21 protein-coding genes are annotated in these 20,807 nt (G+C 61.3%); 13 read left to right on the top strand and 8 right to left on the bottom strand.

The window, feature by feature from the left end:
* Positions 1-146: 146 nt before the first annotated feature.
* From KIH45_RS03520 to KIH45_RS03510, 3 genes are read left to right on the top strand one after another with little or no spacing between them, the layout of a single operon-like run.
* Entirely contained in the window at positions 147-914 is a 768-nt protein-coding gene (locus KIH45_RS03520) for an SDR family NAD(P)-dependent oxidoreductase (RefSeq protein WP_213174569.1), read from the top strand.
* 38 nt (positions 915-952) lie between these two features.
* The gene (locus tag KIH45_RS03515; protein ID WP_213174568.1) at positions 953-2,629 is read left to right on the top strand and encodes a carboxylesterase/lipase family protein; all 1,677 of its coding nucleotides are present in this window, start codon (positions 953-955) and stop codon (positions 2,627-2,629) included.
* 39 nt (positions 2,630-2,668) lie between these two features.
* The gene (locus KIH45_RS03510) at positions 2,669-3,436 is read left to right on the top strand and encodes a glucose 1-dehydrogenase (RefSeq protein ID WP_213174567.1); all 768 of its coding nucleotides are present in this window, start codon (positions 2,669-2,671) and stop codon (positions 3,434-3,436) included.
* 86 nt (positions 3,437-3,522) lie between these two features.
* Here KIH45_RS03510 and KIH45_RS03505 read toward each other — a convergent pair whose 3' ends face one another.
* Positions 3,523-3,966, bottom strand: a complete 444-nt coding sequence (locus KIH45_RS03505; RefSeq protein ID WP_225899603.1) for a (R)-mandelonitrile lyase — start codon at positions 3,964-3,966, stop codon at positions 3,523-3,525.
* A 194-nt stretch (positions 3,967-4,160) separates the two neighbouring features.
* Here KIH45_RS03505 and KIH45_RS03500 point away from each other — a divergent pair, with 194 nt between their 5' ends.
* From KIH45_RS03500 to KIH45_RS03460, 7 genes are all read left to right on the top strand, one after another.
* Positions 4,161-4,640: a (R)-mandelonitrile lyase gene (locus KIH45_RS03500; protein ID WP_213174566.1), complete on the top strand. Its 480-nt coding sequence runs from the start codon at positions 4,161-4,163 to the stop codon at positions 4,638-4,640.
* A 56-nt stretch (positions 4,641-4,696) separates the two neighbouring features.
* The gene (locus KIH45_RS03495) at positions 4,697-5,602 is read left to right on the top strand and encodes a LysR family transcriptional regulator (RefSeq protein ID WP_213174565.1); all 906 of its coding nucleotides are present in this window, start codon (positions 4,697-4,699) and stop codon (positions 5,600-5,602) included.
* Between the two features lie 166 nt (positions 5,603-5,768).
* The gene (locus tag KIH45_RS03490) at positions 5,769-6,002 is read left to right on the top strand and encodes a tautomerase family protein (protein ID WP_213174564.1); all 234 of its coding nucleotides are present in this window, start codon (positions 5,769-5,771) and stop codon (positions 6,000-6,002) included.
* A 36-nt stretch (positions 6,003-6,038) separates the two neighbouring features.
* Positions 6,039-6,866: a carboxymuconolactone decarboxylase family protein gene (locus tag KIH45_RS19065; RefSeq protein ID WP_337925395.1), complete on the top strand. Its 828-nt coding sequence runs from the start codon at positions 6,039-6,041 to the stop codon at positions 6,864-6,866.
* 10 nt (positions 6,867-6,876) lie between these two features.
* Positions 6,877-8,268 (top strand): MFS transporter, encoded by a 1,392-nt coding sequence (locus tag KIH45_RS03470; protein ID WP_213174563.1) that lies wholly within the window; start codon positions 6,877-6,879, stop codon positions 8,266-8,268.
* A gap of 142 nt (positions 8,269-8,410) precedes the next feature.
* The gene (locus tag KIH45_RS03465; protein ID WP_213174562.1) at positions 8,411-9,268 is read left to right on the top strand and encodes an aldo/keto reductase; all 858 of its coding nucleotides are present in this window, start codon (positions 8,411-8,413) and stop codon (positions 9,266-9,268) included.
* 166 nt (positions 9,269-9,434) lie between these two features.
* On the top strand, positions 9,435-10,196 hold the full coding sequence (locus KIH45_RS03460; protein ID WP_225899601.1) for a phosphatase PAP2 family protein: 762 nt from the start codon (positions 9,435-9,437) through the stop codon (positions 10,194-10,196).
* Between the two features lie 117 nt (positions 10,197-10,313).
* Here KIH45_RS03460 and KIH45_RS03455 read toward each other — a convergent pair whose 3' ends face one another.
* Positions 10,314-10,676 carry a PilZ domain-containing protein gene (locus tag KIH45_RS03455; protein ID WP_213174561.1) on the bottom strand — a complete coding sequence of 121 codons (363 nt, stop codon included), beginning with the start codon at positions 10,674-10,676 and terminating at the stop codon, positions 10,314-10,316.
* A gap of 187 nt (positions 10,677-10,863) precedes the next feature.
* On the opposite strand from KIH45_RS03455, the gene KIH45_RS03450 reads away from it, so the two are divergent.
* Complete coding sequence (locus KIH45_RS03450) at positions 10,864-11,502, top strand: hypothetical protein (protein WP_213174560.1); 639 nt, start codon at positions 10,864-10,866, stop codon at positions 11,500-11,502.
* A gap of 18 nt (positions 11,503-11,520) precedes the next feature.
* Here KIH45_RS03450 and KIH45_RS03445 read toward each other — a convergent pair whose 3' ends face one another.
* From KIH45_RS03445 to KIH45_RS03425, 5 genes are all read right to left on the bottom strand, one after another.
* Positions 11,521-12,075, bottom strand: coding sequence for a YitT family protein (locus KIH45_RS03445; RefSeq protein ID WP_213174559.1), 555 nt, complete (start codon positions 12,073-12,075; stop codon positions 11,521-11,523).
* Positions 12,076-12,217: 142 nt separating this feature from the next.
* Positions 12,218-12,385, bottom strand: coding sequence for a hypothetical protein (locus KIH45_RS03440; RefSeq protein WP_213174558.1), 168 nt, complete (start codon positions 12,383-12,385; stop codon positions 12,218-12,220).
* A 107-nt stretch (positions 12,386-12,492) separates the two neighbouring features.
* Positions 12,493-13,908: a dihydrolipoyl dehydrogenase gene (lpdA, locus tag KIH45_RS03435; RefSeq protein ID WP_213174557.1), complete on the bottom strand. Its 1,416-nt coding sequence runs from the start codon at positions 13,906-13,908 to the stop codon at positions 12,493-12,495.
* Between the two features lie 3 nt (positions 13,909-13,911).
* Positions 13,912-14,304, bottom strand: a complete 393-nt coding sequence (locus tag KIH45_RS03430; RefSeq protein ID WP_225899599.1) for an acyl-CoA thioesterase — start codon at positions 14,302-14,304, stop codon at positions 13,912-13,914.
* Positions 14,305-14,315: 11 nt separating this feature from the next.
* Positions 14,316-15,713, bottom strand: a complete 1,398-nt coding sequence (locus tag KIH45_RS03425; RefSeq protein ID WP_213174556.1) for a 2-oxo acid dehydrogenase subunit E2 — start codon at positions 15,711-15,713, stop codon at positions 14,316-14,318.
* A 162-nt stretch (positions 15,714-15,875) separates the two neighbouring features.
* On the opposite strand from KIH45_RS03425, the gene KIH45_RS03420 reads away from it, so the two are divergent.
* The gene (locus KIH45_RS03420) at positions 15,876-16,331 is read left to right on the top strand and encodes a universal stress protein (RefSeq protein ID WP_213174555.1); all 456 of its coding nucleotides are present in this window, start codon (positions 15,876-15,878) and stop codon (positions 16,329-16,331) included.
* A gap of 4 nt (positions 16,332-16,335) precedes the next feature.
* Here KIH45_RS03420 and KIH45_RS03415 read toward each other — a convergent pair whose 3' ends face one another.
* Entirely contained in the window at positions 16,336-18,636 is a 2,301-nt protein-coding gene (locus KIH45_RS03415) for a ribonuclease R family protein (RefSeq protein ID WP_225899598.1), read from the bottom strand.
* A gap of 137 nt (positions 18,637-18,773) precedes the next feature.
* Here KIH45_RS03415 and KIH45_RS03410 point away from each other — a divergent pair, with 137 nt between their 5' ends.
* Positions 18,774-20,804, top strand: coding sequence for a M3 family metallopeptidase (locus KIH45_RS03410; protein WP_213174553.1), 2,031 nt, complete (start codon positions 18,774-18,776; stop codon positions 20,802-20,804).
* Positions 20,805-20,807: the final 3 nt, after the last annotated feature.

The following is a 20,807-nucleotide window of genomic DNA, read 5'->3' as shown; positions in this document are numbered from 1 at the left end:
GGATCGGCGCGGTTCCCGGAAACGGGGTGAAGTTCTCTCAACATCCCATTGAGCGCCGCGGTGGTTTTCGATCACCGCATGAAAGCCGACATCTCTTCGTGAACGTGGCGCAGTTTCAGCCGCAGACAATCACGAGGAGAAATCTCATGCAGGACATGCTCAAGGGCAAGACCGCAATCGTAACCGGAGCCAGCAAGGGCATCGGCCGGGCCATAGCCGAACTCTATGCGGAAGAAGGCGCAAATGTCGTGCTGACCGCTCGTCACCAGGACCAGCTGGACGAGGCGGTGAAGGCGATTGTCGACGCCGGCGGAACGGCGTTGGGCGTCATCGCGGACTCCAGCGATCCCGAAGCGCCCGCCCGTGTCTTCAAGGAAACCATCGAAGCCTATGGCCAGGTCGATATCATGGTGAACAATGCCGGCACCGGCGACATGGTCGCCGTTGAAGAGTGCGAGGACGATCACTGGGCCAAGGTGATGGAACTGAACCTCACCGGCGTCTTCCGGTACTGCCGTGAAGCAGTGCGCCACTTCATGCCGCGCGGCGATGGACGCATCATCAACATCTCCTCGGTGAACGGCGAACTGCCGATCTGCGGCGTCGCCTATACGTCCACCAAGGGCGGCGTGAACATCATGACCCGCAATATCGCGATCCGCCTTTCGGGCACGAATATCCGCTGCAACGCGATTGCACCGGGCGTTACGGATACGGACGCGGCCGCAGCTTGGGCCAATGGTGAGCAGGAAGGCGGAGACGTCATGCTCGAATTCTCTGACAAGTACACGAACACGACCCTCCCGATGACCGAGCCGCGCGATCAGGCTTACGCCGCGCTCTATCTCGCAAGCGAGATGGGCAAGGCCGTTCAGGGCCAGGTGATCACCGTCGACAACGGCGCTTTCTTCTAACCGCTGCCCACACGACCCCAGGTGAAGGAGTTTTGACGATGGCGAAGCTTTCGAGCGGCGGACCGGACATGGCTCGCCGAACCCTCTTGGCTGCAGGTGCCGCAACGTTGACTGCGGCCTGCACCACCACGGGTGGCGCAATCGCTTCGTCTTCCTCGCCTGAGGTCGCAACCGCCAAGGGCATCCTGCGTGGTGAGCGCTTGGGCGGGGTCCATCGGTTTTTGGGCATTCCCTATGCGCAGAGCATCTCGGGCCGGAACCGCTTTGCCCCGCCGCAACCGGTCATCGCGTGGAGCGGCGTCCGCGATGCGACCCGTTATGCCGACAACTCGCCCCAGCAGGCTGCCGATCCCACAGGCGGCTCTCCCGTCACGCCCGCGTTCGATCCGCCCGCATATGTTGAGCCCGGCGACGACTGTCTGGCCCTCAATGTCTGGGCACCGGAAAATGCCGACGACACGCTTCCTGTCATGGTCTGGCTTCACGGTGGCGGATGGACCAGCGGAAGCGGGTCTTGCGCCATTTACGATGGGCAAAACCTTGCTTCGCGAGGCGACGTAGTCGTTGTCACCATAAATCACCGACTGGGCGCTTCAGGCCTGACCGACTTTTCGCGTGTCCTTGGTGGTGCATTCGCGGATTCCGCGAACCTGTCGATCCGCGACATGGTCGCGGCGCTGGAATGGGTTCGGGACAACATCTCTGCCTTTGGCGGCAATCCCGATCTGGTCACCATCTTCGGAGAGTCCGGTGGCGGCTGGAAAGTGAACACGCTGCTGGGCACGCTACCCGCGCAGGGTCTGTTCCATCGCGCCATCGTTCAAAGTGGCCCCCTGACCCGTTTTGCCAGTCACGAACAGGCAGACGAGGTCGCAAGAAAGGTGCTCGACGCCTTGGGCATCACTGCCGCCAACGCCGAGAAACTGAACGAAATCAGTTTTGAGCAGCTACTCGAGGCCGAGGCCGCCGTCATGGGCAATTCCCCCATGTCGATGGGCACACCCGGCTTCCCCAGTGGGTTCTGGCCAGTGCTCGAAGACGGCTTTCTGCCGCGCCACGTGTTCGAGCCGGATGCCGCTGCGACCAGTATCGGCGTGCCGTTGATGGTCGGCCACAACGCGACGGAAATGTCCCTTTTCATGCTGCAGGACGATGCCGCCTATTCCCTCGACGCGGCCGGACTGGAGCAGCGCGTGGCTGGGCTGTTCGAACAGGATAGCGACCTCGTCCTCGCAACCTATCGAACGGAATACGCAGACGAGACCCCATCGAAAGTCTGGTTCCGAATTCTGTCCGATTACATGATGGGCACGATCAGCACCGAGATCCTGGACACGTATTCGCAAGCCGGCGGTGCCGATACCTATGGTTATCGGTTCGAATGGGAAACGCCGATCGAAGGCGGGAAACTCTTCTCGCCTCACACCATCGAGATTCCCTTCGTATTCGACAATGTCTCCACCCCGGCAGGTGTTGTGATGACCGGGGGCGGAAGCGAAGCGGCTCTTCTTGGCAAGAGTGTTTCCGAAGCGTGGGTGGCGTTCGCCAAGTCTGGCACCCCGGCTGCCCCGGGACTGCCGCAATGGCCAGCCTATTCGAGCGCGGACCGACGGGCGATGCATTTCGATGCCGTCAACACCGTCTCTTCCTACATGCCCGAAGCGACCATCCCGCTCTTCCACGACAAGCTTTGGCAAGCCGCAGATGCAGCTTGATTCCATTAATATCAGATATTTGACGAAGGAATCTCACGAATGAATGTAACTTATGATTTTTCGGACAAAGTCGCTCTGGTGACAGGAGCCAGCAAGGGCATGGGCGCCTCTGCCGCAAGGGCGTTTGCCAAAGCCGGTGCCGCTGTCGTCGTTTCCGATGTTGACGAGGACAGCTTGGCTGCCATCGCCAAGGAACTGGAAGCTGACGGCGCGCGTGTCCTGTCTGTCGTATGCGACGTTGCAGACGATGCCGCGGTTGGCGAAATGATCGACCGTACCGTCCAGACTTTCGGCACGCTGGACTACGCCTACAACAATGCCGGTGTTCCGCCTGTGCCAGCCGAAATGGCCGATCAGACACCGGAGGAATTCGAGCGGGTCACCGGCATCAACCAGCGCGGTGTGTGGTCTTGCATGCGCCACGAACTGCGGGTCATGCGCGAAAAGGGTTCGGGCGCAATCGTCAACTGCTCTTCCGTGGGCGGACTGGTCGGCGGTAAGGCGCTGGGCATCTATTACGGAACCAAGCACGGCGTGCTCGGCCTCACCAAGAGCGCAGCCATGGACTATGCCGCTCAGGGCATTCGCGTGAACGCCGTCTGCCCCGGCACGATCCAGACCCCGATGGTCCAGAAGATGCTCGACGAGCAGCCCGAAGCCATGGACGAGTTCATGCAGATGCAGGCGATCGGCCGGCTTGGACAGCCCGAAGAGATCGCGCAGGCCGTGATGTGGCTTTGCAGCGACGGAGCCAGTTTCGTTACAGGCGCGGCTCTTGCTGTCGACGGTGCCTTTACCGCCAATTGACCTGATTTCCCCCTTCCCCGGTCCTCCCCCCAGCCGGGGAACCGCCGCCCCTCCATTCCGGAGCGGGCGGCGGATTTCGTTCCGGATCAGTCCTTCTTGACCGGACCGGCCAGGTATACCTCGTCCGTCACGGGCTCCATCCACTCGACCACCGAACCGTCGAGCGCCTCCGTAATGGCGAGATGCTGCATGTAGGTTGTGTCGGTTGCGCCATGCCAATGCCGCCTGCCGCAATTGCACCAGACCGCATCCCCCGCGCGAATTTCAGTCTTGGGGCCACCTTCGCACTGGGTCCAGCCAACTCCCTGCGTCACGACAAGGATCTGACCCAGCGGATGGGTGTGCCAGTTCGATCGCGCGCCAGGTTCGAAGTTGACGATGGCGAAACCTGCCCTCCCCGGCTCGGGAGGAGAAAAATTGCGGTCGAGGCGCACGGTGCCGGTGAAGTATTCGGCAGGCCCCTTGATCGCTTCGGCGCTACCATTGCGCATCACGACCATGTCCTGCTTGCTGATGTCCTGATCACTCATGGATCTATCCTTTCTGGCTTTTACACCCCTCCGATATGGCTCCGCGCCCCGGCGAAGACAGGCCAACAGTGCCTGCACGCAGTAATGAGCGCAGCTCATCGAACCAAATCCAATCCCGAGCATTAATATCGGGATAATCCGGCGCAAAGGTGCCTCCCCCGGCATCGCCTCCGCGTCCTCAAACGGGAATTCCAATGCGAAAGCTTCTTTATATCGCCCTGGCTGCTGGCCTTGCCACTTCGGCATCGGCGCAGACCACGAACGACGACGGTCCGAGCCAGCCGGTGACCAATCAGGCCGAAGTCGAAGTCAAGACAGGCCCGGCCGAATATTTTACCGGCACCAGCCATGTTCGCAGCCTGTCTTCGGCAACACAGCCCGGACAGGCAGGTACCGCTCTTGTCACTTTCGAACCGGGTGCCCGCAGCAATTGGCATACGCATCCCGCCGGTCAGACACTTTTCGTGACCGATGGTTGCGGCCTGACGCAGGTTGAGGGTGGACCGGTTCAGCGCATCTGCGCAGGCGACGTCGTCTACGCCGCGCCCGGCATCAAGCATTGGCACGGCGCCAACGGCACGGCTGCGATGTCGCACCTGGCGATCACGGAAACGCTGAATGGCACGGCCGTCGATTGGCTCGAACCGGTAACCGACGATCAGTACCCCGGCTAAAAAATAGGTCTTTGTCAGCATTGCCGCGACGGGGCTAATGGCCCAATTACCAAGGTATGAGCGCCAACCGCACAGATATCGCCGATTTCAGTTATTTTCTGGCGATCACCCGTCACGGCAGTTTCCGCCGCGCAGCGACTGAGCTTGGCGTCAGCCCCTCGGCGCTAAGCCATTCGTTGCGCGGTCTTGAATCCCGGCTGGGCGTCAGGCTTCTGAACCGCACCAATCGCAGCGTCACACTGACTGCGGCCGGACAAGAGCTTTGCGACGCGATTGCCGAACCCTTTGCCAGGATTGACGATGCTCGCGATGCCCTGAACCGCTTTCGCGACAGTCCGATGGGGCGGATCAGGATCAACGTGGCCGGCGATGCCGCAGCGCTGCTGATCGCGCCGGTCATGCCCGAATTCATGGACCGCTATCCCGAGGTCGAGATCGATATCGTCTCAAGCAACAAGCTTGTCGATGTCGTCGCCTCCGGCTTTGACGCAGGTATCAGGTTTGGCGGCACCGTGCCGGAAGACATGATCGCCCAGAACCTCTCTCCAAGAGTGCGCTGGGTCGTTGCCGGTGCGCCATCCTATTTCGAACGCTTCGGCACCCCCAATCATCCATCAGAGCTGAAGGATCATCGCTGCCTTGGCGTCAGATTGGGCAACGACCAGATCTATCGCTGGGAATTCTGTGGGCCTGACGGGAATTTCGACGTCGCCGTTCCGGGGCAGATCACGATGGACGAAACCCGCCCGATGATCGCTACGGCCCTTTTGGGCGGAGGACTGATCTACGGCCTCGAACCCATCTTTGCGGAACATCTTGAATCCGGTCGGTTGAAGCAGGTGCTGTCTGACTTTTCCTGCACCAGCAATGGTTTCCAGATCTATTATCCAAGCCGCCGCCTGGTGCCGACGGGCCTGCGCCTGCTGATCGATCTGATCAAGGAAATGAAGCCCATGGGGTGATGCGCGTGGTGAATGATCTTCATCACGTCATGCGGTGATCAGCCACTAACCGCAGCCAGTTGCATAGCCTACCTTCTCGCTATTGGCGCGAGCGAATGGTGGCGAGACTCCCTCGTATTGTCCGTCACAGTCGCAGGTCCGCCCCGGATGGATCAGGAGACAGGCAATGCCCCATGTTACCGTGAAAATGTATGCTGGCCGCGATCGGGCGGCAAAGCAGGAGCTGGCCGACCGCATTGGCGAGGTCATGCAGGACGTCCTCGGCTATGGCCCGGAAAGCGTATCGATCGCGATCCAAGATGTCGCCCCGTCTCGCTGGATGACTGATGTGTACGAGCAGGACATTACCGCCCACGAAAGTGAACTTTACAAGCGTCCGGGTTACGGCCCTCTTGCCTGAGGCCGCCGGTGGATGAGCTGACCGCATCTTCGCATTGTGAAGTATTCATCGGTACAAACGCATCCATTCGCGGCTGTCGGACGTTGGATCCATGAAAGCCAACGGAGAAATTTTATGAAGTACCTCTCGATCGCCGCCGCTGCTGCCGCCGCGACGTCCACGCCGGCCAGCGCGCAAGTCGTCGAAGTGACACCGCCGGAATCGATGCAACGCTCTGCCCCTGCGCTTGCGGACTATACGAAGAACACGCTGTTCGGCGATGTCTGGCAGCGGGAAGAACTCTCCCTTCGCGACCGTAGCTTTGTGACGATTACGACGCTCGTGGCTCTCGGCAAAACCGATCCGCTTCGCAGCCACATCAACCGCGGCCTCGACTATGGTGTCACCCCAGTAGAAATCGCGGGCATCATTACGCATCTGGCGTTCTATACCGGCTGGCCCAACGCGGTCGGTTCGATCGCGGTTGCGGACGAAGTCTTCGCAGAACGCGGCATCGATGCGTCCGAACTTCAGACGATCGAGACCGAGCGCGTCGCGCTGCCGAGTGACGACGATCAACGTGCGCAAGGCGTCGAGCAGAGCATGGGCCCCATCTCGCCCGCACTGGCCAAGTACACCAATGGCGTCCTTTTCCAGGATCTATGGCGCCGAGGCGACCTTTCCGCACGCGACCGTAGCCTTGCAACAGTTGTCGCCCTGACCGCGAACGGCAATGCTGACCAGCTCGGCTTCCACCTTCAGCGCGGCATCCAGAACGGGCTTACGCGTGACGAGCTGGGTGAAGTCATGGGTCACATGGCGTTCTACGCAGGTTGGCCGAAGGCATTTTCCGGCGCAAACGCGATCGGCGATCTGGAAGACTGAGCCAGTCGCGATGTCAGTCCGCGATCAGGCCGATGATACGGCAACGCTGTCGATCATCGCGATCGCGACTGGCCTCGTCCTGGCCGTTTTCACGCTCCCGCTGACGACGCTGGCTTCGACCAGCGCGGCGATTGGTGCCGGTATCGGCGGGGAAGCGTGGATTTTAAGCGCAATGCCGCTTGGGTGCGCCGTCGGATTGCTTCCCGGCGGCGCATTGGCTGATGCTCATGGTCGCAAGCGCGTTTTCAACGCCGGCCTTGCCGTGATGGGAGCTGCACTTGTCGCTTCCATGATCGCGAACAGCGCGCCTGTGCTCATCGTTCTGCGCATCGTACAGGGCCTTGGCGGTGCAGCCGTCATGGCGTGCGGGCTCGGTCTTATCGCCCAGGCTTTCCCGCAGGGGCCTCGCCGCGCGAGGGCGACTTCGATCTGGGCCATCGCCCTTGGCACAGGTGTCGCGATTGGCCCGATAATTGCCGCCTTTGCCGAACGCCTTTCCGACTGGCATGCCGCTTACGTCATTGAGGGGATCTTGGCGCTGGCGCTAGCCTTTGCGGGCAGAGCGGTTTTGAAAGAGTCGAAAGCTAATCAACCACGCCCGATCGACGTAGGCGGAACGGTGACACTCGGCGCGGGTATGGCGGCCCTGCTCACTGGCCTGACCATCTTGCGGAGTAGCGGCCTGTCCGCGGCTCTCGTGGCGCTGTTCGTTGCTGCGATAGCCTTCCTACTGGCCTTCATATGGATCGAGCATCGGCAGGAACGGCCCATGCTGGATCTGTCGCTCTTCAGAAGACCGGATTTCACAGGGGCCACTCTTGGCGCTTTCTTCTCCGGTTGCGGGGTTCTGGCCCTGATGTCGTTGACCCCCTCGATGCTGCAACGCCTTTACGACGTGCCACCCGTGACCGGCGCGTTTTATCTGCTGGCGTGGTCAGCCACGAGTGCGATTACGCCTTTCGTGGCGAACCGCATCCTCGCCAGTGCCTCTGCGCAGGCAATGATGATCGGCGGTCTTGTGGTCTGTGCGATCGGCCAGTTGATGACCGGCCTGCTTGCCGCGGACACGGCAATGATCAGGATCCTTATCGGCATGATGATCGCGGGCGCTGCCAATGGACTTCTCAACGTGGCGCTTGGCCAACAGGCGATTGCCAGCGTGCCGCACGACAGGTCGGCGATGGGTAGCGGAGCCAACAATTCCGCCCGCTACCTCGGCTCGGCCGTAGGACTGACCATCGCGGCACTCCTGATGGCAGGTTCCGGAGGTGACAGCTGGATTTCACGATCTGCCGCATGGGATGCCGCCGTCATCGCGACCGCCGGCCTGTCCTGTTTAGGCGCCTTTCTGATCTTCCTGCTTCCGCGAAGTCCCAAGTCGGACGACCGAACTCATGATTGAGCCAAGCTCAACACCGCATCCAGCAGATCCGGGCTAATCGAAACCGCCCTTCGAACTTATATTGAACGCATAGGAAGGTGGACTGCCGTGCGCCGCCATAGTGCGAGTTCGCACGGCCACACCAAAACAGGAGATTTAAACAATGGTACTTGAAGAAAATTACACACTCGCCAACGGAACCATGATCCCGCGGCTCGGCCTCGGCACCTGGATGATCGACGACGGCGACGTTGCCGAAGTTGTGCGCGATGCCATAAAGGCAGGCTATCGTCATATCGATACCGCACAGGCCTATGGCAACGAACGCGGTGTAGGCGAAGGCGTGCGCACATCTGGCGTGGCGCGCGATGAACTGTTCGTCACGACCAAGCTTCATGCCGAGATCAAGGACCACGACGGCGCGAAAGCGGCGATCGAAGAGTCGCTTGAAACGATGGGCCTCGACTACATTGACATGCTGATCATCCATAGCCCCCAGCCCTGGGCCGACTTCCGCAATGGCGGGCATTACTTCGAAGGCAACCTCGCCGCATGGAGCGCGTTGGAAGAAGCGCTCGAAGCCGGTAAGCTGAAGGCAATCGGCGTATCGAACTTCGAAAAGCCCGACCTCGAGAACCTGATTGAAAACGCCAAGATCAAGCCGATGGTCAATCAGGTACTCGCGCATGTCAGTAACACGCCGTTCGATCTGATCGAATACGCACAGGCCAACGGCATTCTCGTCGAAGCCTATTCGCCGGTGGCCCATGGCAAGGTTTTGGACAACGAGGAGATCAGCGCGATCGCAGAAAAGTACGGCGTTTCGGTGCCGCAGCTTTGCATCCGCTATTGCCTCCAGCTTGGCCTGTTGCCCCTGCCCAAGTCCGGGAACATCGATCACATCCGTTCGAACGCGGAAGTCGACTTCGATATCTCCGAGGACGACATGGAAAGTCTCAAATCCATGGAAAAGATCAAGGACTATGGGGACGCGAGCGATTTCCCGGTCTTCGCCAAGTAAGATCGTGTTGAAACCTGCGGAAAGGGCCGGCCGTGTCATGCGGCTGGCCTTTTTTCATGCTGACTAGATGGGTTCGACAAAACCGCAAAAAGCTTGGCACCGATCGCTATCGAGCGTGTTCCGGTCTAGTGACCCCTTTAATACAAAGCACCTCCAGGCCCCTCACATGATGAAGCGGCTGCTCGACAATCGATGGATCGCGACCCTTTTCGAGCCACACCGTCAGGACAGTTTCATCCTGATAGGCTTTCTGGCAGTGGCCGCGGCGCTGTTCGGTTTCGTTCAACTGGCATCTGAGGTCGTTGAGGGCGACACATCTGCTTTCGACAAGCAGGTCTTGCAAACCTTACGTACGGCGGCCGATCCCGCAGTGCCGATCGGACCATCCTCGCTGAAGACCGCCATGATCGACTTTACCGCGCTTGGCGGAGTGGCGGTCCTCACCCTGATCACGGTTTTGGCCGTGGGATACCTTCTGGCATCGCGCAAACGAGCGACAGCGGGTTTCGTGGTTCTGTCGATCGCAGGAGGTGCAATCCTGAGTGCGGGCATCAAAAGCCTGTTTTCCCGTTCGCGCCCGGAAATCGTGCCGCATCTTGTCGATGTGACATCGGCAAGCTTTCCCAGCGGCCATGCGATGAACTCTTCGATCGTCTATCTGACACTTGCCGTCCTGCTGGCGCGGGCCGAAGACAAGCGCCTGATCCAGATTTACCTAATCATGATCGCGATCGCTCTTGCCCTGCTGATCGGTACGACGCGCGTTTATCTGGGCGTGCACTGGCCTACGGACGTTCTGGCTGGCTGGTCCGTAGGCGCGATCTGGGCGGCTCTTTGCTCGCTTATCGCAAAGCAGCTCCAGCGCAGCCGAAAGATTGAAGGTCCTGATGGCGAACCTGCCGACCTTGATCCGGCCAGGCCCGGTTAAGCGACTACGACAGAAAAACGGCGCTGGCACATATGTGCCGACGCCGTTTTACGCTTCCCAGTTTTGATGAAGACAGCGAGCGGCATTCCCCAAGTCGCCGCTCTACTGCCTTCTCCCTCAACAGACCGGGCGAAGGGCCGTCTGCTCGAACCGGATCGGTTCGCGCGGTGCAACACCCATGATTGAGGCGTCGCGAGCCTTGCGGGTCAGTTGGTCCAGAACCTGCGGCTGAAGCGCGCGGAGAAAGCGGAGACCAATCCCTTCCCCAGAGCGCATCCAGCACACTTCGGCCCTGATCGGCGACCCCTCGCCGATATTCAGCTCAACGATATCAGCACGGCGCAGCGGAATGCGCGTCGGTTCCAGCGAGCACCCGTCCGAAGACAGATCCTTAATCGTGGCACTGCGAGCGAGACCCGGGCCAGTACGAATACGGCACGGTGCATTGAGATTACGGCGCTGTTCCTGGCGACACTGCATGACATTCCCCCGAAGTCACAAGATTGCTGAATACCCCCCTTTGATGCCGGGTCTGCGAGATGGTTACAATTTCGGTAACCATAACCGGAGGTTGGGCGTCCCGGTATCGGACAGTTTCGGAACGACTTGATCGGACAGCCGTTCGAACTTGCAACAGGCGGTGGGGGCTCTGCTGAGGAGAAATGCCGTGGAATCCGTAAACCCGATAGTCTGGATCTTGCTGGCGGTCTTCGTGATCGCAGGCCTGCTGGTCTGGTACCTCGCCGCGCGCAAGCGCACTGCCCACCTTCGCGACAAGTTCGGCGACGAATACGATCGCACGGTCGACGACATCGGCAACACCGGCAAGGCCGAGGCTGCGCTGGAAGAGCGCGAGAAGCGCGTCAATTCACTCGATATCCGCCCCCTAACCGTGGAAGAGCGCGACAAGTTCGCCGCTGAATGGCACGACGTGAAGGCTGTTTTCGTTGAAAGCCCGCCAGAAGCCGTGCTTCACGCCGATCGCCTTCTGGCCCGCACTATGAAGACCAAGGGCTTTCCTATGGCCGATTTCGATCGCCGGCACGAAGATCTGACTGTTACTCATGCAGACGAAGCGCGCCACTATCTCGCGGGCCACGAAATCGCCGAACGCCAGTCGCGCGGCGAGGCATCTACCGAAGACCTGCGCCAGGCGATGATCCATTACGAGGCGCTGTTCGACAAACTGGTGGCCGATGTCGACGTCGGCGGAGCGACCCGTGCCCATGATGACGTCAACGACACGCGCGGTCCGGTGCGGACCGATGATGGTGCCGTGACTACGCGGATCGAACCTGTTCGCTAAACCCCGTGATGCGTGCGGTCAGTAGCCGGTGTAACGCCCTGGCTTGTGATAGGCGATGAGAATGCCGCTGACCGCCGCAACGCTGAGCACCGAGTAAAGGGCCAATTCCGAGGGGATCATCAGAATCGCCGAAAGAATGATTATGGCGTCGAGCACGAAGCTCATCCAGCCGACGCTCCAACCAAACTTCTTTTCCAGCCAGATCGACAAGATCGTCACGCCGCCCACGCCGGCCTTGTGTCGCAAAATGGCTAGGATACCTGCACCTGCTGCCGTCCCGCCCGCCAATGCGCCGAAAGCAGGGTGAATTGAACCGATCTCCATCGAGAATCGAGTGATGGCCGTGATTATCGATACGAGACCCACGGCAACGACCGACTTGATGAAATAGTTCTTTCCCAGCGCACTCCACGCCAAAACAAAGAACGGCATATTGAAAAGCCAGAACGCCTGATCGACGGTTAGCGGGCTGAGGTACGACGCCAAAAGAGCCAGACCGCCCATCCCTGCCGTCACAATCCCGCTTGCCTTCATCAGCGTAAGGCCAATCGCGAACAGGGTCGAACCCGTCACGAGGCCATAGACATCCTCCGCAAGGCTGTGCGGAATCGCTTCGGGAAATGCCTTGTCAGCTGCGGCCTGTGTGGTTTCAGATGCGGTCGTGTCTTGTCCCATGGCGCGGCGCTAGCCGCTCACGCTTGGGCGGACAAGCCTCTCAGGACGGTGCGACCGGATGTTCCTCGGTGGCAGGCACGCCCATCTTGCGACCGGGCTTTGCCTCGCGCGTGCGTTGGCTGGTCGTCCGCTTTCGTTCAAGCTGCGAAAAAGCCGAACGCTCGCCATGATTGGGGAGCGTTTCGTGATCGAGAATTTCGAATTCCATCGGCTCTCTCCATCTGTCCCTTGTGAGGACTATACCACGGAAAGAGCCTTTGGGTTCCGCCCGCCGCGCCGGAGCGATCCGGCCATGCGGCAGGCGGATTTTACACGTCAGATATGGATCGCGCGACCATATGCGGCGAGCACACTTTCGTGCATCGACTCGCTGATAGTCGGGTGCGGGAAGACGGTCTGCATCAGCTCCGCTTCCGTCGTTTCAAGCGTCTTGCCAACGACGTAGCCCTGGATCATCTCGGTCACTTCCGCGCCGATCATGTGCGCGCCCAGCAGTTCGCCGGTCTTGGCGTCGAACACGGTCTTCACGAAGCCTTCGGGTTCACCCAGCGCGATAGCCTTGCCGTTGCCGATGAAGGGGAACGTGCCCGCCTTCACTTCGAAACCGGCTTCCTTGGCCTTTTCTTCGGTCATGCCGACGCTGGCGATCTGCGGGTGGCAGTAAGTGCAGCCCGGGATGTTGTTGCGATCAAGACCGTGCGGGTGGACGTCCTTGTTGCCCAGTTCCTGCGCGATGGCTTCGGCAGCGGTCACGCCCTCGTGGCTTGCCTTGTGGGCCAGCCACGGTCCGGGGGTGCAGTCGCCGATAGCCCAGAGGCCCTTGACACCGGTGCGGCCCAGATCGTCGATCTGGATGAAACCACGGTCCATTTTCGCGCCGATGCTTTCAAGGCCGATGTTCTCGGTGTTCGGGACGATGCCGACGGCGGAGATCACATGGCTGAACTCGTGCTCGGCGACCTTGCCGTCCTTGCCCTTGATCTTGGCCTTCACGCCCTTGGCGCCTGCGTCGATCGCCTCGACGCCCGCGCCGGTCATGATCGTCATGCCCTGCTTGGTCAGTGCCTTTTCGAGGAAGGCCGAAACGTCCTTGTCCTCGACCGGAACGATGCGGTCCAGCATTTCGACCACGGTCACGTCCGCACCCATGTCGTTGTAGAAGCTGGCGAACTCGATACCGATCGCGCCCGAACCCATGACGAGCAGCTTGGTCGGCATTTCCTTGGGCGTCATCGCGTGGCGATAAGTCCAGATCTTGTCCCCGTCGGCCTTGGCAAAGGGAAGTTCGCGGGCCCGCGCGCCGGTGGCGACGATGACGTGCTTGGCACTGATCGTCTCGGTGCCGTCCTTGCCCTTGACCTCGATGCTGGTGGGCGACTTCAGCGTCCCCTCACCCATGTGCACCGTGACCTTGTTCTTCTTCATCAGGTGCGTGACACCCTTGTTGAGCTGCGAGGCGACGCCGCGGCTGCGCTTCACGACGGCGTCGAGGTCTGCCTCGATCTTGCCCGCGATCTTCAGGCCGTAGTCGCCCGCGTGTTCCGCGAAATGCTTGATCTCTGCCGAACGCAGCAGTGTCTTCGTCGGGATGCAGCCCCAGTTGAGGCAGATCCCGCCGAGCAGTTCACGCTCAACAATCGCGGTCTTGAGGCCCAGTTGCGAAGCCCGGATGGCCGCGACATAGCCGCCGGGTCCCGAACCAAGGACGATCACGTCATAGCTTGCCGACATCTTTCAAAGCTCCTGCCCAGTCATTAGCGCCGGACGGTCCTTGACCGCGCGCGGGCGCCCTGTTTCGTCAATCACCACGAATGTGAAGGTGCCGCTGCACACTTCCTTCGTCGCTTCCGTGTTACGTTCGCGCGCGATGCCGCGCACCTCGATATTAAGGGAGGTATTCCCCTCCTTCGCGATGGTCGTGTAGATCGAAAGCTCGTCGCCAACGTCCATCGCGCCGGGAAAGCGAAAATCCGTCGCCCCGATGACCACCGCCGTGCCATTGGCATAGCGCGAGGCTGTAGAGCCTGCCCCCAACGCCATCTGGCTCATCAGCCAGCCTCCGAACACCCCGCCATAGGGGTTCGTGTCGGCAGGCATCGCAGTGACGCGGATGACGGGTTCCCCCATCCCGCCGCTCATCAGGCCAGCAGCCCCATCGGCTTTTCGATCAGGTCCTTGAACACCTGCATCAGCTGCGCACCGTCAGCGCCATCGATGGCGCGGTGATCAAAGCTGCCGGTGGCCGACATGACCGAGGCAATCTGCAGGCTGTCGTCGACGACATAAGGGCGCTTCTCGCCCGCGCCGATGGCCATGATCATGCCCTGCGGCGGATTGATGACCGCCTCGAACTGCTTGATGCCGTACATGCCCATGTTCGACAGGCTGGCCGTGCCGCCCTGGAATTCGTGCGGCTGCAGCTTGCCGTCGCGGGCGCGACCGGCAAGGTCCTTCATCTCGGTCGAAATCTTCGAGACAGTCTTGTCACCCGCATCGACGATGATCGGAGTGATAAGACCTGCCGGGATCGAAACGGCGACGGAAATGTCCGCGCGGCTGAAGCTGAGAAGCTGATCGCCCGCGAACTGCACATTGCAAGACGGGACCGCCATCAACGATTTGGCCAGCGCCTTGATCAGCAGATCGTTTACCGAAAGCTTCACGCCGCTGCTGGCGAGGCTGTCGTTCAACTCCGCGCGCAGCTTGAGCAGCGCGTCGAGGCGGATATCGACCGTCAGGTAGATGTGCGGAACCTGCTGCTTCGATTCCGTCAGGCGGCGCGCGATGGTCTTGCGCATGCTCGACAGCTTTTCCGCCGTGTGCGGGATGCCGAAGTCCTGTGCAGCAGCAGGCGCCGATGCCGGAGCCGGCGCAGATGCCTGCGGTGCGGCGGCGGCAGGGGCCGCGCCGGACTTCGCGTTTTCAACGTCGGCCTTCACGATACGGCCGTTCGGGCCACTGCCCTTCAGGGTCGACAGGTCGATACCCTTGGACTGGGCAATACGCTTGGCCAACGGCGAGGCGACGATACGATCACCGTCATTTGATGCGGCCGGAGCGGGCGTTGCCGCCGGAGCGGGTGCTGCCGAGCCACCTTCGGCATTTTCAACATCGGCTTTCACGATCCGGCCGTTCGGGCCGCTTCCGGTGACCGATGAAAGGTCGACGCCCTTTTCTTCCGCAAGCTTGCGCGCGCTCGGCGAAGCGGCGATCTTTTCAGAGCCTTCCGACGCTGCGGGAGCAGGGGCCGGGGCGGGTGCAGCAGCCGATGCATCGATGCTATCGGGATCCTCGCCTTCCTCGGCCAGCGTGGCAATCACGGTCCCGACCTTCACGCCTTCGGTGCCAGCCTCGACCGCGATGTCGGCCACGACGCCTTCATCGATGGATTCGAATTCCATCGTTGCCTTGTCGGTCTCGATCTCGGCGATGATGTCGCCCGGCTCGATCTTGTCACCCTTTTTTACAAGCCACTTGGCAAGGGTGCCCTCCTCCATCGTCGGGGAGAGAGCCGGCATCTTGAGCTGGATTGCCATCGATTTCCTTATTGTCTTTTTAGCGAGGGAGCTTTTGTTGGTCTTCTGAGCCACCATGGGTCTTTCGGTCAAGACAGGCAGCGCGCCTTTTTCTTGCGAAAAGCGAACCTTTCGACCATCCATCGCTGCAGCATTGGCAATCGAGGAGCCACCGCCATCACGATGCGCGTCTACCTGGTGATCATGGACGAAACACCCGAAGCGCGCGTTGCGCTTCGCTTCGCCTCTCGGCGCGCAGCGAAGACCGGCGGTACTGTGCACATCATCGCCCTCGTCCCCAAGCAGCAGTTCGTGGCCTTTGGCGGCGTTCAGGCGACCATCGAATCGGAGGCGAAAAGCCGGGCCGAAGTTCTGGTCATGGCCGCTGCCGGCAGTCTGCTACAGGAAAGCGGGCGCATGCCGACGATTTCGGTAAAGGTCGGCGACGGCGCGAAAGTCGTGCAGGAATACCTTGTCGAACACGGCAACATCGCCGCACTTGTCCTCGGCGCAGCGGCAGAGGGGGCACCGGGCCCGCTCGTCGCCCACTTCGCCGGATCGAGAGCAGGGCAACTGCCCTGCCCGCTGATGATCGTGCCAGGCAGCCTTACCGAAGAGGAAGTCGACGCGCTGAGTTGAGCCGTCAGCGTTTGCGGTTCTGGTGCCGGATATTGCCGGGCCTGCCGCGCTTGCCTTTCATGTAGCCCGTCTTGTTCTGCCGCTTGGGGCCTCGCCGTTCGGGCCTTCCGCCCCGCGGTTCGATACGCCCTTCGAATTCAGGCGGCTCGAACTTCAAGGCGCCTGTCAGCGGGTTCGCTTCTGCAAGTCGCAGCTCGAGCCGGTCGCCGGAACGGTACTCGGTTCCGGTCCGGTCCCCACGCAATACCTGCGCCTTTTCGTCGTAGAAAAACCGCTCGTCACCAAGGACGGAGACCGGGACCAGCCCGTCACCGCCGAAACCGATGATCGTGGCGAAGAGGCCGAATTTTTGGACGCCAGTGACGCGGGTCTCGAACACTTCGCCGACACGTCCCGAAAGCCACGCCGCGACATAGCGGTCGATAGTGTCTCGCTCTGCCTCCATCGCGCGGCGTTCGGTGCGGCTGATTGCCTCGGTCACGCGGTCGAGCGAGGCGCGGTCGCGGTCCGACAGGCCGGATGTCGGTGGGATCGAGTGGTCTTTGGGGCGCGGCTGCTCCAGACCATATGCTTCGACCAGCGCACGGTGGACCAGAAGGTCGGAATAACGGCGGATCGGCGACGTAAAGTGCGCGTATGATCCGAGCGCGAGGCCGAAGTGGCCTGCATTCTTCGGTCCGTAATAAGCCTGCGTCTGGGTTCGCAGGACCTGCTCCATCACCAGCGCCTTCTCGGTATCGTCGGCGACGTCCTTCAGCAGGCGGTTGAAAAGGCCGGGCGTGATGACCTGACCCATCGACAGCTTGCGATCCATCGTCGCGAGATAGTCCTTGAGCGCGATCAGCTTCTCGCGGCTCGGCGGCTCGTGGATGCGGTAGACGACGGGCGCGGCCTTGGCCTCCAGCGCTTTGGCCGCCGCGACGTTGGCCGCGATCATGAAATCCTCGACCACGCGGTGCGCGTCGAGCCGTTCGCGAACCGCGACTTCGGCAATGCGTCCCTGCTCGTCCAGAACGACGCGGCGTTCGGGAAGGTCGAGATCGAGCGGATCGCGATCGTCGCGCGCCGAATTCAGCGCCTTCCAGCAGGCCCAGAGGTGTTTCAGGTTATCGCCAGCCTCACCCGCGTCGATGCGCGCCTGCGCATCCTCATAGGCGATGACTTCGCTGATCTGGACGATCGCGCGGGTGAAGCGCCAGTCCTTGATCCGCCCCGTCTTGTCGATGACGAGATGGCAAGCCATTGCCGCCCTCGCCTCGCCCTCGCCCAGAGAACAGACGTCGGCGGACAGGATTTCGGGCAGCATCGGCACGACGCGGTCAGGGAAATAGACCGAATTGCCGCGCTTCCTCGCCTCGCGGTCGATGGCACTGCCCGGACGTACGTAGAACGACACGTCGGCGATCGCGACAAGCGCCTTCCAGCCACCGGCGTTCTGCGGGTCGTCATCGGGCGCGGCCCAGATCGCGTCATCGTGGTCTCGCGCGTCGGCCGGATCGATCGCGACGATCGGCAGGGCGCGCAGATCCTCACGCTTGTCCTCGCTCAGCGGCAGTTTCGCCGCGATCTCCGCCTCTTCCAGCGTGTCGGACGAGAATTCAAAGGGAATGTCGTACTTGTTGATCGCGATCAGCGAATAGGATTTCGGCGCCAGCGGATCGCCCAGCACTTGCGTCACCTTCACGCCCGAACGCGGCGACTTGCCAGCCGGTTCGGCAAGGACGAGCTGACCCTTTTCAGCCTCGCCCATGTTCGCGATGGGCAGCGATGACCGCATCGACTTCTCGATCGGAGCCAGCCAGCCCTTCCCGCTACCGTCGATCTCGACCACACCCATGATGGATTCATGGCTGTCGGGCAGCTTCTTCATCGGATGGGCGAGCCAGCCGTTGGTGGTTTCCTCGGTCCGCGCCAGCACCCTGTCGCCCTTGCGCAGCGCGGGCATCTGCCGTGCCCTGCCGCGGGCCTTGGCTTCGATCATGCGCAGGCGCGGCGGCGGGGTGCCGCTGTCCGGCTCCCACGTGTCGGGAATGGCGATGGCCTCGCCCTCCTCGATGTCGATCACACGCAGCACTGTCACCGTCGGCACGCCGCCCATGCGGTGGAAGGCACGGCGGCCGCCATCAATCAGGCCTTCGTCAGCCATGTCCTTCAGCAGCGCCTTGAGCGCGATCTTCTCCTGCCCCTTCAGGCCGAAGGCACGCGCGATCTCGCGCTTTCCGGCAGGAGTCTCGGACGACTTGATGAAGTCCATGACCTGCTTCTTGGTGGGCATTCCGGGGATACGCTTGGGAGATTTCGCCATATTCGCCCATGTGGCCCTGCCCGCGCCCGTGCGCAAGCGGGAACGCTTCATTGCGCAGTCATGCGCAGGCCTGTATCCGGTTTCATGTAAAACCATTCCCGTGCGCCCACGCACGCTGAAAGAGTACGACAGGCCTCATGAAGACCCTCATCACCGCAACGCTGATGTCCGCAACCGCGCTGGCGGCTATCCCCGCCCAGGCCGGGACGGTCGAGGATTTCCTCGGCGAACCGATCGCTACGGCCAAGGACGCTGCGACCATAAATGCGCGATGCGAAATGGTGATGACCGAGCTTGAGCGCCGCCTCGGCGCACTCGAAAAGGAAAAAGGCACCGCGACGGTCGCCAATACGCTCAAGCCTTATGACGAACTCATTGGCCTGCTTTATGCCGCAGGCGGCGAATTCGTGGTCTATCGCGAAGTCATGCTGGATGCCGAACGCCGCGAAGCTGCCGGCAATTGCGAAAGCCGGATCGATAACTTTGACAGCACGATCAGCCTTTCGCGTCCGCTTTATGACCGCCTGAAAGGCGTCGACGTCAGCGGCGAGGATGAGAAGACGCAGTACTATCTGTCGCAGATCCTTGAAGCCTTCGATCGCAACGGCGTTTCCCAGGATGCCGAGGGGCGCGCAAAGATCGCGGCCCTTCAGGAAGAAATCACCAAGGCCGGGACCGACTTCGACCGCAACATCGCCGAGAGCACGGGCTCCATCAAGGCATTACCAGAAGAACTGGCCGGCCTGCCGCAGGACTTCATCGACGCCCATCCTGTCGGCCCGGACGGCCTCGTGACACTCACGACCGCAAGTCCCGATGTCACTCCGGTGCTCGCCTATGCAGAGAGCGAGAGACTGCGAGAGCGTCTGATGCGCGTCTATTATTCGCGCGCCTATCCGGAAAATCAGGAAGCCCTTCGCCGCCTGATCAACAAGCGTGACGAACTGGCCAAGGCGCTGGGCCGCGAAAACTATGCGGCCCTGGCGCTCGAACCACGCATGATCGACACGCCTGCCAAGGCAGAGGCACAGATCGAACAGGTCGCCGCCGCTGCGCTGCCCGCTGCAGAGGCCGACATTGCGCTGAAGAAAGAAGTGCTGGCCGAACTGAAGCCGGGCGTCGAACTCGACATTTTCAACACGTCCTATGTCGCGACGCAGGTGATGAAAGATCGCTTCGACCTCGATCCGCAGGAGGTGCGCCAGTACTTCACATACGACAACGTTCGTGACGGGGTCTTCCGCCTGGTCGAAGACCTGTTCCAGGTCGAAATCGTGCCTTGGGATACCGACGTCTGGCACGAGGATGTAGAGACGTTTGAGATCCGCGATCGTGGTCAGGTCCGTGAAGCCGGAACCGTGCTGGGCCGTTTCTACCTCGACTCCCATCCGCGTGACGGCAAATACAGCCATGCCAATCATGTTACGATGCGTGACGGTGTGGGCGACGCCCCGGCAGTCTCCGCGCTTGTCATGAACATGCCCAAGGGCGGTTATGACACCGGGTTGATGGAGCATGGCGACGTGGAGACTTTCCTCCACGAATTCGGCCACCTCATTCACAACATCCTCGGCGGCAACCAGCGCTGGTACGGACAGGCCGGGGTCGCGACCGAGCGGGACTTTGTCGAAGCCCCCTCGCAGATGCTCGAAAACTGGGTCTACGATTACGACACACTGGCACGCTTCGCGAAGAACGAGGCGGGCGAGACGATCCCGCACGAACTGGTCGAGAAGATGCAGGCCGCCCGCTATTTCGGGCGCGGCCAGTATGAACGCCGACAGGCAGGTTATTCGAACGCATCGCTGAACTACTATCGCGGCCCTGCTCCCGAGGACCTGTCGGAAGCGTATCGTACGTGGGTCAACGAATACTCGATGCTGCCCTTCCCCGAAGGCACGCATAGCGAGGGCCGGTTCGGTCATCTCAATGGCTATTCGGCGGGCTACTACACTTACGGCTGGTCTCGCGTGATCGCGGCCGACCTGTTCACCCGCTTCAAGACCGCAGGGCTGCGCGATCCGCAAACCGCGATGGACTACCGCGTGAAAGTGCTCGGCGCAGGCGGCACCCGCCCCGCTGCCGAGCTGGTCGAGGATTTCCTCGGCCGCCCCGTCAGCTTCGAGGCATTCTCCGAAGAGGTCGCGCAAGGCACGAAGAAGGACTGACCC

It is taken from the genome of Croceicoccus gelatinilyticus (assembly GCF_018398395.1).
Taxonomy (GTDB): Bacteria; Pseudomonadota; Alphaproteobacteria; order Sphingomonadales; family Sphingomonadaceae; genus Croceicoccus; species Croceicoccus gelatinilyticus.
The sequence above is the reverse complement of the archived record's forward strand: the minus strand, read 5'-3'. Positions and strand labels throughout refer to the sequence as shown.